The sequence below is a fragment of the Bacillus sp. PS108 genome (assembly GCF_037963335.1).
Classification (GTDB): Bacteria; Bacillota; Bacilli; order Bacillales; family Bacillaceae; genus Bacillus; species Bacillus subtilis.
Genome location: NZ_CP150155.1, coordinates 3,950,898 through 3,966,574, shown reverse-complemented (window position 1 = coordinate 3,966,574; position 15,677 = coordinate 3,950,898). Strand labels below are relative to the sequence as shown.

Annotated in this window: 14 protein-coding genes and 1 pseudogene; 11 read left to right on the top strand and 4 right to left on the bottom strand. The window is 45.5% G+C overall.

From position 1 onward, the window contains the following. Window positions 1–11: 11 nt before the first annotated feature. The 3 genes from hutU to hutP all read right to left on the bottom strand — a co-directional run bounded on the left by hutU (window position 12) and on the right by hutP (window position 3,752). Window positions 12–1,670: a urocanate hydratase gene (gene hutU, locus NSQ16_RS20585; protein ID WP_003227141.1), complete on the bottom strand. Its 1,659-nt coding sequence runs from the start codon at window positions 1,668–1,670 to the stop codon at window positions 12–14. Beyond that, window positions 1,667–3,193 carry a histidine ammonia-lyase gene (gene hutH, locus NSQ16_RS20580; RefSeq protein ID WP_032676948.1) on the bottom strand — a complete coding sequence of 509 codons (1,527 nt, stop codon included), beginning with the start codon at window positions 3,191–3,193 and terminating at the stop codon, window positions 1,667–1,669. Before hutH ends, hutU begins: the two co-directional genes overlap by 4 nt. A 112-nt stretch (window positions 3,194–3,305) precedes the next feature. Continuing rightward, window positions 3,306–3,752, bottom strand: coding sequence for a hut operon transcriptional regulator HutP (hutP, locus tag NSQ16_RS20575; protein WP_003243875.1), 447 nt, complete (start codon window positions 3,750–3,752; stop codon window positions 3,306–3,308). A gap of 307 nt (window positions 3,753–4,059) precedes the next feature. On the opposite strand from hutP, the pseudogene NSQ16_RS20570 reads away from it, so the two are divergent. The 9 genes and pseudogenes from NSQ16_RS20570 to NSQ16_RS20530 form a co-directional block, all read left to right on the top strand. After that, window positions 4,060–4,164 (top strand): annotated as a pseudogene (locus NSQ16_RS20570) (hypothetical protein); the annotation flags it as partial. Window positions 4,165–4,297: 133 nt separating this feature from the next. Then, entirely contained in the window at window positions 4,298–5,707 is a 1,410-nt protein-coding gene (gene abnB / locus NSQ16_RS20565; RefSeq protein WP_230488700.1) for an arabinan endo-1,5-alpha-L-arabinosidase AbnB, read from the top strand. A gap of 305 nt (window positions 5,708–6,012) precedes the next feature. Next, window positions 6,013–6,378, top strand: a complete 366-nt coding sequence (locus NSQ16_RS20560; protein WP_230488701.1) for a DUF5082 family protein — start codon at window positions 6,013–6,015, stop codon at window positions 6,376–6,378. Window positions 6,379–6,389: 11 nt separating this feature from the next. Then, window positions 6,390–6,659, top strand: a complete 270-nt coding sequence (locus NSQ16_RS20555; protein ID WP_003218942.1) for a YwqI/YxiC family protein — start codon at window positions 6,390–6,392, stop codon at window positions 6,657–6,659. A gap of 19 nt (window positions 6,660–6,678) precedes the next feature. Then, window positions 6,679–8,451: a T7SS effector LXG polymorphic toxin gene (locus NSQ16_RS20550; protein ID WP_230488702.1), complete on the top strand. Its 1,773-nt coding sequence runs from the start codon at window positions 6,679–6,681 to the stop codon at window positions 8,449–8,451. A 20-nt stretch (window positions 8,452–8,471) separates the two neighbouring features. Then, complete coding sequence (locus NSQ16_RS20545) at window positions 8,472–8,774, top strand: contact-dependent growth inhibition system immunity protein (protein WP_230488703.1); 303 nt, start codon at window positions 8,472–8,474, stop codon at window positions 8,772–8,774. A gap of 399 nt (window positions 8,775–9,173) precedes the next feature. Beyond that, the gene (gene bglP / locus NSQ16_RS20540; protein ID WP_230488704.1) at window positions 9,174–11,003 is read left to right on the top strand and encodes a PTS beta-glucoside transporter subunit IIABC; all 1,830 of its coding nucleotides are present in this window, start codon (window positions 9,174–9,176) and stop codon (window positions 11,001–11,003) included. Window positions 11,004–11,025: 22 nt separating this feature from the next. After that, window positions 11,026–12,435, top strand: a complete 1,410-nt coding sequence (bglH, locus tag NSQ16_RS20535) for an aryl-phospho-beta-d-glucosidase (protein ID WP_029726170.1) — start codon at window positions 11,026–11,028, stop codon at window positions 12,433–12,435. A 102-nt stretch (window positions 12,436–12,537) separates the two neighbouring features. After that, on the top strand, window positions 12,538–12,984 hold the full coding sequence (locus NSQ16_RS20530; RefSeq protein WP_003227162.1) for a universal stress protein: 447 nt from the start codon (window positions 12,538–12,540) through the stop codon (window positions 12,982–12,984). Window positions 12,985–13,016: 32 nt separating this feature from the next. Here NSQ16_RS20530 and NSQ16_RS20525 read toward each other — a convergent pair whose 3' ends face one another. Further along, on the bottom strand, window positions 13,017–13,748 hold the full coding sequence (locus NSQ16_RS20525) for a 2OG-Fe dioxygenase family protein (RefSeq protein WP_230488705.1): 732 nt from the start codon (window positions 13,746–13,748) through the stop codon (window positions 13,017–13,019). Between the two features lie 167 nt (window positions 13,749–13,915). Here NSQ16_RS20525 and NSQ16_RS20520 point away from each other — a divergent pair, with 167 nt between their 5' ends. Together NSQ16_RS20520 and NSQ16_RS20515 are read left to right on the top strand one after the other, a co-directional pair. Further along, on the top strand, window positions 13,916–14,659 hold the full coding sequence (locus NSQ16_RS20520; RefSeq protein WP_230488706.1) for an SDR family oxidoreductase: 744 nt from the start codon (window positions 13,916–13,918) through the stop codon (window positions 14,657–14,659). A gap of 68 nt (window positions 14,660–14,727) precedes the next feature. Then, window positions 14,728–15,663, top strand: a complete 936-nt coding sequence (locus NSQ16_RS20515; RefSeq protein WP_230488753.1) for a DMT family transporter — start codon at window positions 14,728–14,730, stop codon at window positions 15,661–15,663. Window positions 15,664–15,677: the final 14 nt, after the last annotated feature.

Below are 15,677 nucleotides of genomic sequence, written 5' to 3'. Positions count from 1 at the left end.
TCATCACTCCTTTATTTTTGCATCGGCACGATAATGTCCTGTTCCTTCGCTACTTCAACGGCACGTTCATAACCCGCATCCGCATGACGGATAATGCCCATTCCTGGGTCGCTCGTTAAGACCCGCGCGAGCCGCTCGTCAGCCAGCTCACTTCCATCGGCCACTGCAACCATGCCGGCATGCAGGGAATAGCCCATTCCGACACCGCCGCCATGGTGGAAAGAAACCCAGCTTGCACCCGCCGCCGTGTTGACAAGCGCATTTAGCACAGCCCAGTCACCAACAGCGTCACTTCCGTCCTTCATCGCTTCTGTCTCCCGGTTTGGAGAGGCGACAGACCCGCAGTCCAAATGATCTCTCCCAATAACGACAGGCGCTTTTAGCTCCCCGCTTCTAACCAGCTCGTTAATGGCGAGGCCCATCTTTTTTCGTTCTCCATATCCAAGCCAGCAGATACGGGACGGCAAGCCTTGGAAGGTGACTTTTTCCTGTGCCATATCAATCCAGCGGTGAAGGGCTTTATTTGTCGGAAACAGCTCTTTTAATAACGCATCCGTACGGTAAATATCTGCCGGATCTCCGGAAAGCGCCGCCCAGCGGAACGGCCCTTTTCCTTCACAGAATAAGGGGCGGATGTAGGCAGGGACAAACCCCGGAAAATCGAAGGCATTCTCCAGCCCTTCATCCTTTGCGACTTGCCGGATATTGTTGCCGTAGTCAAATACAATAGAGCCCTTTTGCTGAAAGGCCAGCATGGCTTCGACATGTTTTTTCATGCTTTGCTTCGCAAGGCGCACGTAAAGCTCTGGAGTGTCTTGACGCAAACGGTCAGCTTCATCAAGGGAATAGCCCTCGGGAACATAACCGATTAAAGGGTCATGGGCAGATGTCTGATCTGTCACAATATCAATTTTGACGCCTCGGTTCAAAAGTGTGTGATGCACCTCAGCTGCGTTTCCGAGAAGTGCAATGGACAAAGGTTTTCCTGCCAGCTTTGCCTCTTCAGCCCAAGCTAAGGCTTCCTCAATCGATGCTGTTTTTCGATCGCAGTATTTTGTTTCGATCCGCTTGTCGATGCGTTTCTCGTCAACCTCGACGGCAATCACGACGCCTTCATTCATCGTGACTGACAGCGGCTGGGCGCCTCCCATTCCGCCGAGACCCGCTGTCAGCGTCAACGTTCCTTTTAAGCTGTCCCCGAAGTGCTGTCGCGCCAGCTCAGCGAAGGTTTCATAGGTTCCTTGCAATATGCCTTGTGAGCCAATGTAAATCCAGCTGCCAGCCGTCATCTGTCCGTACATCATTAACCCTTTTTTCTCAAGTTCGTGGAAATGCTCCCAGTCTGCCCACTTCGGAACAAGAACAGAATTTGCTAGGAGCACGCGAGGGGCCTGCGGGTGTGTACGGAACATGCCAACGGGCTTTCCGGATTGCACGAGCAATGTTTCATCATTTTTTAATGTTTTCAAGGAATGCTCAATGGCGTGAAAAGCGTCCCAATCCCGTGCGGCTTTGCCAATCCCGCCATATACGATGAGGTCCTCCGGCTTCTCGGCGACTTCTGGATCAAGGTTGTTTCGAAGCATCCGAAGCACTGCCTCTTGCTCCCATCCTAAGCATTCAAGCTCTGTTCCTCTGTTGGCACGGATTGATTTTTTTACATCAGTCATATGTTCATCCCCCTTAGTTCTTTATTCTGATGATCAGGTATTAAAGATTCTTTCTTCAGCCAGTCAGTCAAGCGTTCAATGTCATAGGAAAAAACACGATCCTGCTGAATGGACGGCACGACTTTTCTCATTTCTTGAAAAAGCTGTTTCGTATAGGACGCTGCATGTTCTATGCCTCTGTATTCAACAGCCTGCAATGCGCAAATGGCTTCGATCGCAATGACTCTCCTTGTATTTGCGATCACCTGATAAGCATGCCGAGCGGCGATGGTTCCCATGCTGACATGGTCCTCTTGGTTGGCGGATGACGGAATGGAATCCACACTTGCAGGATGGGCCAGTGTTTTATTTTCAGAAACGAGTGAGGCCGCGGCGTACTGCATGATCATTGCACCGGATTGCAGACCGGGATGAGGGCTCAGGAACGGCGGCAGGTCATTCAGCTGCGGATTCACAAGTCGTTCGATCCTACGCTCTGCGATATTCGCAAGCTCTGATATTGCGATTTTCAGAAAATCCATGGCAAAGGCGATTGGCTGTCCGTGAAAGTTTCCGCCGGAAATCACTTTGTCACCGTCATTGAAAATGAGTGGATTGTCTGTAGCAGCGTTCATTTCAATCTCTAATTTTTCTTTGACATAGCCTAGTGTCTGCCAAGTCGCACCGTGTACTTGCGGAATACAGCGCAATGAATAGGCATCCTGAACCCGCAGTTCTCCCTGGGAGGTTGTCAGGCCGCTGTTAGATAGATAAAAGCGAATTCGTTCTGCGACATCGATCTGCTCCTGATAGCCGCGTGCTGAGTGAATATCCTCGTCAAATGCATCGATAATTCCCCGCAAACCTTCAATCGTTAAGCTGGCAATTCGCTCTGTTTGATAGGCTAGTTTCTCAGCTTCGATGTAGGCGACCACTCCCATTGCAGTCATGGCCTGAGTCCCGTTAATCAAGGCAAGCCCTTCCTTGGATGTCAGCGTTACCGGCTGAATACCGGCTTTTTTCAAGCCTGTCATTGCCGGCATTCTTTCCCCCTCAAAAAAGACCTCTCCTTGCCCGATCAGCGCAAGCGCCAGGTGGGAAAGCGGCGCCAGATCTCCGCTTGCGCCAAGTGATCCCTGCTGGGGGATGACAGGATGGACGCGTTTATTTAAAAAAGCAAGCAACTGTTCGATCAGCTCAGCGCGTACACCGGAAAAGCCTTTTAACAGCGCATTGGCGCGCAAAAGCAGCATTGCCCTGGAAACACACTCAGGAAAAGGGTCGCCGACTCCGCAGGCATGAGAAAGGATTAAATTCAGCTGCAGCGCCGCCGAGTCTTCTTTCTGAATCAGGACATCGCTGAATTTGCCAAATCCGGTGTTGATGCCGTAGATTGTCTTTTCGTCGCGTACAATCCGTTCCACTGCCGCTCTGCTTTTTTTCACGCGCTCCATACTTTCCTCAGAAGCCGCTGCCTCCTCAAAATCAAACAGCACACGAGCGACGTCGGCTGTTGTCAATGAAGAACCGTCTAAAGTCACCATAAGCCCAACTCCTTTTTCTTTACTTTGGTAAAGCACCCATACAAAAAGGAGCTATGCTGTGAACTTCTGTTTTCACGCATAGCCCCCTATCGTCTAAGATCTATGGGCTGTTTCATATGTGATTAATTCCAACACCGAATGTCTCGTGCTCAAGACCTTTAATCGGCGCCCCGATTGTTCCGTAAAGCGAGACAGCAATCCAATCGCCTTCCGCTTCACTTTCATAAGGATTTCCCCTCAAAACGGCAAACCTCAAGCCCACCGTCCGAAGCAGCGATCCTAGCAGCATTTCACCTCTGGTCACGCCATGCAAAGCCTCCATCGTCGCATGATAAAGCGCATGTGACTCCCGATAACCCTCAGATTGAATGACACCGCTCTTTTTGGAAGCGGTTTCAATTGCGGCTACTACTTTATGCGCGTCCATTGATCCTACCTTGCCAAGACAGACCTTCCATCCGTCTCGCTCCAGCTCCTCAACCTGCGTACTCTCTTCCGCCTCATTCAGCAGCAGGAGAACAGACAGCCGTCCGATCCGACGCTCTTTATGCAGTGTCATATGAATCACTCAATTCCTAAAAATTCTGATAACTATTAACTGAGTATTATATTAATTGGTTCAGCAGCAGAAGTCAAAAGATTTTTTACAGTCTTTAACAAGTTAGATTGCTATTGTAATAGTGTGACAGAGAATGCGGGACGGGTTTTCTTTCAGCACATTGCACATGATGGCCAGACAGGAGTGGAAGCGGCCGCTGTCATATTGCTGACAATGAGGGTAAAGTGCCCAAAAGAGGCGTAGTTACCGGAGAAAAGTCGACGACTTCACAAGGCTGGACAAGGTATTCATTACGTACGCAAATGTAGAAACAGAAGTAATTGAAGAAGGAGAAACAGCAAAAGAGTTGAACTATGAAGGAGAGGATATGCAAGCAACAAGTTCTGCGCAAAACAGACAGACATCAGTCTGACTATGTAAGAGAAGTGAGAAATCACCTATCTGTTTGAATATGAAAACATTCGGCTGTTTTAATAGGCCGGGGTATCTTCATAGAGAAATGTAAGCGTTTAAAATTTAATAAAAAAGAGAGGCGAATTGTTTAGATGTTCAACCGATTGTTCTTTGTATGTTTTCTTGCAGCTCTTATCATGGCCTTCACCCTCCCAAACTCCGTCTATGCACAAAAACCTATATTTAAAGAAGTCAGCGTCCATGACCCTTCCATCATTGAAACAAACGGCACTTTTTATGTTTTTGGATCTCATCTCGCTTCAGCTAAATCGAATGACCTCATGCAATGGCAGCAGCTGACCACCAGCGTAAGCAATGACAACCCACTTATCCCGAATGTCTATGAAGAATTAAAAGAAACCTTCGAATGGGCGCAATCCGATACTCTTTGGGCGGCTGACGTCACGCAGCTGGCGGACGGCAAATACTACATGTACTACAACGCCTGCCGCGGCGACTCGCCTAGGTCCGCCATGGGTGTTGCCGTCGCTGACAACATCGAAGGGCCATACAAAAACAAAGGCATCTTTTTGAAATCAGGAATGGAAGGCACAAGCAGCGATGGAACACCGTATGACGCAACCAAACATCCGAATGTCGTCGACCCGCATACCTTCTTTGATAAAGACGGAAAGCTGTGGATGGTGTACGGATCATACTCAGGCGGCATTTTCATACTTGAAATGAATCCGAAAACGGGCTTCCCGCTTCCTGGGCAGGGCTACGGCAAAAAACTGCTCGGCGGCAACCACAGCAGAATCGAAGGCCCGTATGTTCTCTACAATCCAGACACCCAATACTACTACTTATACTTATCATATGGCGGTCTCGATGCAACAGGCGGCTATAACATCCGTGTGGCCCGCTCCAAGAAACCAGACGGCCCTTACTATGATGCAGAAGGCAATCCAATGCTCGACGTCCGCGGCAAAGAAGGCACATTCTTCGACGACCGTTCCATCGAACCATACGGCGTCAAACTCATGGGCAGCTACACTTTTGAAACAGAAAATGAAAAAGGCACCGGGTACGTCTCACCAGGCCACAACTCCGCATATTATGACGAGAAAACCGGGCGTTCCTATTTAATCTTCCACACCCGCTTCCCGGGCAGGGGTGAAGAACACGAAGTCAGAGTCCACCAATTGTTCATGAACAAAGACGGCTGGCCGGTAGCAGCACCATATCGTTATGCGGGCGAAACATTGAAAGAAGTAAAACAAAAAGACATCACAGGAACATACAAACTTATCCAGCACGGAAAAGACATCTCAGCCGACATCAAACAAACCATCAACATCCAGCTCAACAAAAACCACACCATTTCCGGGGAAATGACCGGAACATGGCAGAAAACCGGAAAAAACACAGCCGACATCACGTTAGCGGGCAAGAAGTATAACGGGGTATTTTTACGCCAGTGGGATTCGGTGAGAGAGAAGAACGTCATGACGTTTAGTGTGTTAAATGGCAGCGGTGAGGCTGTATGGGGATCTAAATAAGATGGAGAAGGCGCCTTCGTAGGAAGGTGTTTTTTTATGAGCTTTATTGACTATAAGAAATGGTTGAGCGAGAGAAAAAACAGAAGTGATAGCGGGGTTCAAGACCTAAACGAAAAGTCCCTATTATGATGATTCTCCCTCTTAAAAAGTTATGAAATTGAATTTTTAGCTATTTAGAACCGGGATAAAGTTCCTCAAGACAAACCTTTTTACCTATTTATCCAATATGATCCATCATGTAATATGAAAATAGTCTGTATTGTAAAGAATTGACACAGTTTGATAGAAACATGAGGTGTTGCGGCATGCATAGTGAAATGTTGTTACATTCGGTAAAAGCCGACTTACATGAAAAACAGGAACAGATCCATCAATTAAAACGAGTGCTGCACGAAATTAGGCAAATCAAACACGAATTCTCCGAGGCCCAGCATCTCATTCACCGACCTCATCTTAACCGGGAGGCATGGAGAGGAACACATGCTCAGCGGTTTGAAGATATTCGTGAAGGAATGAACAAAGCATATCAGCAAATCAAAAGCGATCAAGTCAGCGGAATCATCGAAAGCATAGAAGGAAAAATCCACTCATTAGAGGGCGATGTCTATTCCATAAGACGCCAAATTACGAGGATAGAGCATGAAATAGAGAAGGGAAAACATAAAAAGTGAGGTGAGCACAAATGGCACAGGAAATTAAAATGGTGTATGGCACAGTGAAGCAAGGGCTTTCTCAGCTCAAGAATTCAGCTGAACTCAAGTCCTCCTTACCCGGCCATCTCTCAGGCAGAAACCATTTGAATGTTGTGAAGTCCATCGAGCAATTAAATAAGGACATCAAAGAGCTCACTGAAGCATATGCGTCTGTTCTGGCCAAGCATATCGCACAAACGGAAAGCGCGGTAAACGCCATGAAGGAAACGGACGAAAACATATCATCTTCCATGAAATAAAGCGCGGGAGGACAAGGGATTGAAAACATTAGATGTCCACGCTCTTCACGAGGGCATTCAGCATACCATTGAGAAACTGGACAAGCAAAAACAGCAGCTGGAGAAGCTGGAAAAAAGCGTTGAGCATCTGGCAGGCAAGAAGGATGCGCTAAAAGGAAAAGGCGGAGATGCGATCCGGACTTTTTACGAGGAGTGTCATAAGCCTTTTCTCCTTTTCTTTGGCATGTTTATTGACGAATACAAAAAAGTGCTGAAACAAACACAGCAAGCGATTTCCTCTGTAGAATCTGACTCCCACGGCATGATCGCAGAGGCTTTTCTCTCACACGACGCGAAACACGGGGTCAAGCATGCACGAGAAGTGACAGAACAGCTCACTGACGCAGTGAATCGCCAGACATCAGCTATCGACCACATCGTCAGCCTGCCGACAGTCAATGACTCCTTTTTCCGGATGGAAACAGAACAGGCTGAGCGACTGATTTCGGACACTCTGAATAAGCTCTTTCAATTTGACGGCCAGCAAACTCAAGCACTGGAAACGGCAAAATCAGATTTTCAAACGATGAAAAAATATATTGATCAGCTCGAAACCATGTACACCGGTCCGAAAATTGAAATCACAGGATACAAAACCGGCTCCATCTTGAAATCACAGGAAGAAGAAAAGATCAACAAAACCTTTGGTGCGATTAACTCGCAAATGAAGCAGCCTGATGATTCACCGATGGAGTTGATGTTGAAAAAGCTGGAGAAACATGAGCAGTCCAACGTTGATACCGTGATGAAGGATGACAAGCAACAGAAGATCGAGCGTGAGATTTATGGTGATGACAGTAATGTAACTGTATTACAAAAAGAAGCAGCTAAGATATCCCCAAAAGTAGCTGGAGATATTCGAGTAATAAATGGTAAACTTTATAACGTTAAGGGCTGGAAAGTGATTCAACGTGTAGATGTTGCTGATGAATCTGTGAAGGATCAAGCGGATATTAACTATATCGGCGGAGTATACAGTATCTACGAAAATGGCCAAATCGTTCGTCGATACCTTAAAAATGGTAAACCTAATATTGAAATAGTTGAAACGATTCCAGACGGCAAAAGTGCTGTCGGTGCAAAAAAGATTGATGAAGAAGTACCTGGTTTAGGAAAAGTAATGGATCTAACAGGTGAATTTTTTGTCGTTAATGATGGAATTCGAGCAGCAACTGGTGAAGACCCAGAAACCTATAAAAAAATTCCGGTTGATGAACGAATGTTGAGTACTCTTTTTATTATTCCTATTGCTAAGATTGGAAAATATGTTTTTGTATGGAGTAAGGCAGAAAAAGAAGTTAAGAGAATTCCGAGCATTAATACAGATATTAAGACGAGAAATAATGTTAAAGAAGGAGATAAAAGTTCTCTGGCACCTGGTGGTGGTTTAGCTGCTCACGAATTAAAAGGTGGACATTTAATAGAGAGACATATTGGGAAAACTGACAAAGAACTATTAGATAGAATAAAAAGTAATCCCAAAATTTCTGGTTCTTCTACTTTTATAAATAGGGCTATAGCGGAGAAAGTAGCTAGCGAGGTCTTAAACGATAAAGGTAACAAAAAAATAATCCAATCTTGGTTAAATGATCCTAAAAGTAAGTCCACTTTAGTTTTGGGTTATAAAGGAGATGAAGTTATTGGACGTGGAGTAAAAAGAGGTTCTAAAACAGTGGAAAATAGAACTAATGCTAGAATCGTTTTAAAGAAAGATGGAAAAGGAAATTTCATCTTAACTGGTTACCCCGATTAATAGAAAAGGAGCGAGATGACATGTTATCGATCAATAAGCAAGATGACCCGGTTTTTCAGTTTTTGGCTGGAACATTCCATCAGGATATTGAATCTCCCGATGATGCTTTACAAGAGTTATTAGCAGAGGAAAGTAAAGAATATTTGGAGTATGCAATTGTTTTTTTAACGGATTTTCTTGAAAGTGAGCACTCAGATAATGAGAAAAATGATTACATTCAATCTTGTGCAGATGGAGTGTATTTTCCTGCGTTTAATTTAGAACCAATTGAATGGCTAAAAACTGTAATAGTACAAATAAAGAAGTCTTTAAATAAAATTTAAACGATGAATGACGATTATTAACCTTGATTGGAAAAATGCCTTTCAAGGTTTATTAATTACAATAATTTTTATTGTAGTTAATAATGAGTTTAAATCTTTATAATTGTCTTTATACTAGAACCGATACTCCTAGTCAAAACCAAAAATGAAAGCGTTGACATCTCGCGAATATAGTGCTAAAGTATACCTATAAACGAATAAAACGACCCGTCAGGATTGTTACTGTGAAAGCAGGCAAAACCTAAATGGTGCAGGTGCAGGAGGAGACTCTCGCAATCTGTGTCATTTAGGTTTTTTTTATTCTCTTTTAGGAGGTGATGCAGCATTTGATAGAAAAAAAGCTGGTGAAAGGCGGCCACCTTTCTTCCAGCAGTCCCCCCATAAAAAGGAGGTATACACATGGATTATGATAAATTATCGAAGGACATATTACAACTCGTAGGCGGTGAAGACAACGTTCAGCGCGTGATTCACTGCATGACAAGACTGCGTTTTAATCTTCATGACAATTCGAAGGTGGATCGCAGTCAGCTGGAGCAGCTGCCTGGAGTGATGGGCACCAATATTAGCGGCGAGCAGTTTCAGATCATTATCGGAAACGATGTGCCGAAGGTGTATCAGGCGATTGTGCGGCACAGCAATCTCAGTGATGAGAAGAGCGCTGGTTCATCCTCTCAGAAAAAGAATGTGCTGAGTGCGGTCTTTGATGTGATTTCTGGTGTGTTTACCCCGATTCTGCCTGCGATTGCGGGAGCGGGGATGATCAAAGGTCTTGTTGCGCTGGCAGTTACGTTTGGCTGGATGGCGGAGAAGAGCCAGGTTCATGTCATTTTGACGGCTGTCGGTGACGGCGCGTTCTACTTCCTGCCGCTCCTGCTAGCGATGAGTGCGGCGAGAAAATTCGGAAGCAATCCGTACGTAGCGGCAGCCATTGCGGCGGCGATTCTGCATCCGGATTTGACAGCCCTGCTCGATGCGGGGAAACCGATTTCCTTTATCGGGCTTCCTGTAACCGCTGCCACTTATTCGTCAACGGTCATCCCAATTTTGCTGGCGATTTGGATTGCTTCGTACGTAGAAAAATGGATTGACCGTTTTACACACTCGTCTCTCAAATTGATTGTGGTTCCGACATTCACGCTATTGATTGTCGTGCCGCTGACATTGATTACAGTCGGTCCGCTTGGCGCTATTTTAGGAGAATACTTGTCTTCTGGGGTCAATTATTTGTTTGATCATGCAGGGCTTGTGGCAATGATTTTGCTGGCGGGTACATTCTCTTTAATCATTATGACGGGCATGCACTATGCCTTTGTGCCGATCATGATCAACAACATCGCTCAAAACGGCCACGATTATTTACTGCCGGCTATGTTTTTGGCGAATATGGGGCAGGCGGGAGCATCATTTGCCGTCTTCCTTCGCTCCAGAAACAAAAAATTTAAATCACTCGCGCTTACCACAAGCATCACGGCGCTGATGGGGATCACAGAACCTGCGATGTACGGCGTGAATATGCGATTGAAAAAGCCGTTTGCGGCCGCTTTGATTGGCGGTGCAGCCGGTGGCGCGTTTTACGGCATGACGGGTGTTGCTTCCTATATCGTCGGGGGGAATGCAGGTCTCCCGAGCATCCCTGTCTTTATTGGCCCAACGTTTATTTACGCGATGATCGGCCTTGTGATTGCGTTTGCGGCGGGAACAGCAGCTGCGTATTTGCTTGGATTCGAGGATGTGCCTTCTGACGGCAGCCAGCAGCCGGCAGTGCATGAAGGCAGCAGAGAGATCATTCACAGCCCGATTAAGGGAGAAGTGAAAGCATTAAGTGAAGTCAATGATGGAGTGTTTTCTGCCGGGATCATGGGAAAAGGATTTGCCATAGAGCCTGAAGAAGGAGAAGTTGTTTCGCCTGTTCGTGGAAGCGTTACCACCGTTTTTAAAACAAAACACGCAATTGGCATTACGAGTGATCAGGGAGCTGAAATACTCATACACATTGGATTGGACACAGTGAAGCTGGAGGGGCAATGGTTCACGGCTCACGTCAAAGAAGGCGACAAGGTCGCACCGGGAGATCCGCTCGTGTCCTTTGATCTGGAGCAAATCAAAGCCGCGGGATATGACGTCATTACCCCGGTGATCGTGACCAACACAGACCAATATTCATTTTCGCCGGTGAAAGAGATCGGTAAAGTGCAGACAAAAGAAGCGCTGCTTGCTTTATCTTGAAAAAACTAATGGGGTGATCAATATGAGTTCAAACGCAAAACGATTTCCAGAAGGATTTTTATGGGGCGGCGCAGTTGCTGCCAACCAAGTGGAGGGTGCTTATAACGAGGGTGGTAAGGGGCTTTCGACAGCTGACGTATCGCCGAACGGGATCATGTCTCCATTTGATGAATCAATGACTTCCTTGAATCTGTATCACAACGGGATTGACTTTTATCATCGTTATAAAGAGGATATCGCCTTATTTGCAGAAATGGGATTTAAGGCGTTCCGCACATCGATTGCGTGGACGAGAATTTTTCCGAATGGCGATGAAGAGGAGCCCAATGAAGACGGCCTCAGATTTTATGATGATCTGTTTGATGAGCTGTTAAAGCATCATATTGAGCCTGTCGTAACCATCTCTCATTATGAAATGCCACTCGGTTTAGTGAAAAATTATGGCGGCTGGAAGAATCGCAAAGTCATAGAGTTTTATGAACGCTATGCCAAAACGGTTTTCAAACGCTATCAACACAAAGTGAAGTATTGGATGACGTTCAATGAAATTAACGTGGTGCTCCATGCGCCATTTACCGGAGGCGGTCTTGTTTTTGAAGAAGGAGAAAACAAATTAAACGCGATGTACCAGGCGGCACACCATCAATTTGTGGCCAGTGCTCTTGCTGTCAAAGCGGGTCACGACATCATTCCTGATTCGAAAATCGGCTGTATGATAGCGGCAACGACAACCTATCCGATGACTTCTAAGCCGGAGGATGTCTTCGCGGCAATGGAGAATGAGCGCAAAACACTTTTCTTCTCAGATGTTCAGGCAAGAGGCGCATACCCGGGATATATGAAACGCTATCTGGCAGAAAACAATATTGAAATTGAAATGGCTGAAGGCGATGAAGAGCTCTTGAAAGAACATACTGTGGATTATATTGGGTTCAGCTACTACATGTCGATGGCGGCGAGCACAGATCCGGAAGAGCTTGCAAAATCAGGGGGCAACCTGCTGGGCGGAGTCAAAAACCCTTACCTCAAATCATCAGAATGGGGCTGGCAGATTGATCCGAAAGGCTTGCGCATCACGCTCAACACCTTATACGACCGTTATCAGAAGCCGCTGTTCATTGTTGAAAATGGCCTTGGCGCTGTAGACAAGGTTGAAGAGGACGGCACGATTCAGGACAATTACAGAATCAACTATCTGCGTGATCATTTAATTGAAGTGCGCGAAGCCATTGCGGACGGCGTTGAATTAATCGGATACACATCATGGGGGCCAATTGACCTTGTCAGCGCATCTACTGCGGAAATGAAAAAACGCTACGGTTTCATTTATGTGGACCGGGACAATGAAGGAAATGGAACATTTAATCGCATCAAGAAAAAAAGCTTCAACTGGTATCAGCAGGTCATCGCCACAAACGGAGAGAGTCTCTGACAATTTTTTGAAAACTCATCCGCTTCAATTGACAATAACGAAATGCAGGCGGACAATAAAAGAGAAAGATGAACCACCCACAGTCCGAAAGGCGGGAAGAGCATGTTTAACAAAATGTTAGTAGCGATTGACGGATCAGACATGAGTGCAAAAGCGCTTGATGCCGCAGTGCATTTGGCAAAAGAGCAGCAAGCGGAACTAAGCATTCTTCATGTGGGGAGAGAAGCCGTCGTCACGACTTCTTCTCTGACGGGAATTGTCTATGTGCCTGAACACTTTATTGATGAAATCAGGAACGAGGTAAAAAAAGAGGGCCTGAAAATCCTTGAAAATGCAAAAGAAAAAGCAGCCGAAAAAGGCGTTCAAGCTGAAACCATTTACGCGAATGGCGAGCCGGCGCATGAGATACTAAATCATGCAAAAGAGAAAGGCGTCAGCCTGATTGTAGTTGGCAGCCGGGGGATCAGCGGTCTGAAAGAAATGATGCTTGGAAGCGTCAGCCATAAAGTGTCTCAATTATCAACCTGCCCGGTTTTGATTGTTCGATAGATTTGTAAAAAAAGCGCCCTTGGGCGCTTTTTTTATCTGTTAGAAAATGTAACTAATAATATATCTCGATGCGCACCATCTCTATTGGCAGTGCCGACCGGTGTAACCGCATGAAAGACCTTTTGCCCGAGAGCAAGTGTCTCAAGCGGGTCTGTCAGCCGCAGCACTTTATCAATTTGCTTAACAGACGGAGCAATTAAGTTATCTCCTCCGATAGCATCTTCGCTCAGCTGAAATAGATGGACGAAAACAAGCGGTTCATCGTCACGATGCAGCCAAATGGGTGAGCTGTATGAAGGCGCGTCAGGTGTCACTTGATATCTGACTTGGTGAAGCCCGACGATCACTTCTTTCTCCCAATCTACAAAATCGGTTTGGCGAGCCATTTCTACATTTGAATGTATCATGTGCCGCGTTACAGGATGCTGTAGAAACTCATCTGATATTTTTTCAAATTGTCTGACGATACCGCCATCATCATAATTATATTCTTTTGATTGGAAATATCCATTATCCGGATCTAATTCAAGAGTGTCGGAGTGAGGAGCCAAAATGTAGCGGGAATGCGCTCTGTAACGGCCGCCTCCTTTAGGATCAGCTTTCAAAGCATCATATGTAAGCTGTAATTTGCGGACTGCGGCGTCTGTAGTTTTTTGCCGGTAGAAATCTGCTGGGATATACGAATAGCCGTTTTCCTTTAAAAAAGAAGCATATTTAGTAATATCGGATGTCAACTCTTTTTGTACGTTTGAAACTTGAACCATATGAATCTCTCCTTAAAAAGTAGATGATTTTTTTAGTAATTTCCTGTATGATAGAAAATATGGAAAATAGAGGATGTAGTGCAATGCTAAATTATTTGTAATATATTGTCAAATAATAATATTCAGATTATTACAAATTACCAAAATGAAAAAAGGCAGAATGTAAAATGATGAAGAAAAAGAATATAATGATAACTGGGGCAAATAGCGGAATCGGCTTTGCAGCGGTAAAGCAATTTTTAGCAGAAGGCTTTCGGGTTGTAGGAGTAGATATTCAAACGAATAAAATGTCAGAATTTATAGTAAATAGTGACTTTTACATGGAAAAAGCAGACTTGTCTGATGTTAAGCAGGCGGAATCTTTGATGCCAAAGCTAGAACAAAGCCAATTGATTCCGGACATCTTAATTAATGCAGCAGGGATAAGGGAAATCACCCCTGTTCTTGAATTATCAGCAGAATCATTCAAAAAAGTCATAGACATTAATCTCACGGCAGCCTTTATTCTTTCTCGGGACGCGGCAAGGCTGTGGTCAAAGCTGGGGAAACGAGGGTGTATAATCAACATCGCCTCTGTGTCCGGGCTGATGGCAGAGCCTGCGCGGGCTGCCTATGTGTCTTCCAAGCATGCGATCATCGGACTGACGAAGCAGCTCGCTATGGAGTTCGGATCAAAGGGGATCAGGGTGAATAGCATTTCGCCGGGCGTGATCCAAACAGAATTAACGGAAGAGTATTTTCAAGACGATGAAATGGTTCAGCTGATCAAAGCTAACCATGCCCTTCATACGTGGGGGCAGCCGAGTGATATCGTTTCCTGTATGAAGTATTTGGCTTCTGATGAGGCGCACTTTATTACAGGTTCAAACTTTGTCATAGACGGCGGCTGGACGGCCGGCAAGAAACTATAAAAAAAGGGAAAAGCACCTTGCAGTTGGGGTGCTTTTCCCTATACATAATTGGAGGTAGAATACGCTTGATGCAGCAAGATCTCTCAATCACACCAAAACAAAAATCAACAGCCGTAATCAAAATGGTCATCTCTATGGTGATTTTCGGCTCCATCGGCTTTTTCTCAGAGCATACCAATCTGCCGTCATTTGAATTGGTCTTTGTCCGCTGCCTTTGCGCGACGCTGTTTTTAGGCCTTTGCTGGCTGGCGTCCGGCCAGTATAAAACTGAAAAATGGAGCAAGAGAGACGTGCTGCAAACATTGGCGTGCGGTTTCTTTCTTGTATTCAACTGGGTGTTTTTATTTAAGTCTTTTGAAGAAACGTCCGTTACAATTGCCATCTCCGTTTATCATCTAGCGCCGGTGCTTGTTCTTCTTCTGGGGAGCTTCTTCTACAGAGAGAAATTAAATGTGATCTCCGTCAGCTCCATTATCATCTGTTTTCTGGGAACTGCGCTGATTTCCGGGATTAACGGCAGCACTTCATTGACACAGCTGATGGGATCAGGGATCATATGGGCAGTTCTCGCCGCACTGTTTTATGCGTTCACCACTTTATTGGGAAAAGGCATTCACAATCTCAGTCCTTACACGACCACCTTCTTGCAGACGGGTTTAGGGGCTATCATCCTGATTCCGTTTATTCACTTTGGCGCTTTTGCTGACCTATCTCAGGGAAACTGGATTATGGTGGTATCTACCGGCATCATCCATACGGGTATTGTATATTTGTTGTTTTTTGACAGTTTGCGATTTTTATCAACGAAATTTATTTCAATCATTGTATTTCTCGACCCCGCTGTCGCGATCGTGCTCGATACCGTCTTCACAGGCTTCCGCCCTGACCTCTATCAAACGCTTGGCATCGTAATGATCTTTGCGGGTATGGCCTTGACGCTTGTCAGGAGGCAGGGGAAGGCGAATGTGGCAGCTGAGGGTACGGATATTGAACAAATGCAATAATGGAAAATGTAAAA

Bases quoted from the DNA above. Each gene is read 5' to 3' on its own strand.
- hutH (WP_032676948.1), bottom strand. From the start codon at position 3,193: ATGGTGACTTTAGACGGTTCTTCATTGACAACAGCCGACGTCGCTCGT.
- bglP (WP_230488704.1), top strand. From the start codon at position 9,174: ATGGATTATGATAAATTATCGAAGGACATATTACAACTCGTAGGCGGT.
- abnB (WP_230488700.1), top strand. From the start codon at position 4,298: ATGTTCAACCGATTGTTCTTTGTATGTTTTCTTGCAGCTCTTATCATG.
- NSQ16_RS20520 (WP_230488706.1), top strand. From the start codon at position 13,916: ATGATGAAGAAAAAGAATATAATGATAACTGGGGCAAATAGCGGAATC.
- NSQ16_RS20560 (WP_230488701.1), top strand. From the start codon at position 6,013: ATGCATAGTGAAATGTTGTTACATTCGGTAAAAGCCGACTTACATGAA.
- NSQ16_RS20515 (WP_230488753.1), top strand. From the start codon at position 14,728: ATGCAGCAAGATCTCTCAATCACACCAAAACAAAAATCAACAGCCGTA.
- hutU (WP_003227141.1), bottom strand. From the start codon at position 1,670: ATGACTGATGTAAAAAAATCAATCCGTGCCAACAGAGGAACAGAGCTT.
- NSQ16_RS20545 (WP_230488703.1), top strand. From the start codon at position 8,472: ATGTTATCGATCAATAAGCAAGATGACCCGGTTTTTCAGTTTTTGGCT.
- bglH (WP_029726170.1), top strand. From the start codon at position 11,026: ATGAGTTCAAACGCAAAACGATTTCCAGAAGGATTTTTATGGGGCGGC.
- NSQ16_RS20555 (WP_003218942.1), top strand. From the start codon at position 6,390: ATGGCACAGGAAATTAAAATGGTGTATGGCACAGTGAAGCAAGGGCTT.
- NSQ16_RS20525 (WP_230488705.1), bottom strand. From the start codon at position 13,748: ATGGTTCAAGTTTCAAACGTACAAAAAGAGTTGACATCCGATATTACT.
- NSQ16_RS20530 (WP_003227162.1), top strand. From the start codon at position 12,538: ATGTTTAACAAAATGTTAGTAGCGATTGACGGATCAGACATGAGTGCA.
- hutP (WP_003243875.1), bottom strand. From the start codon at position 3,752: ATGACACTGCATAAAGAGCGTCGGATCGGACGGCTGTCTGTTCTCCTG.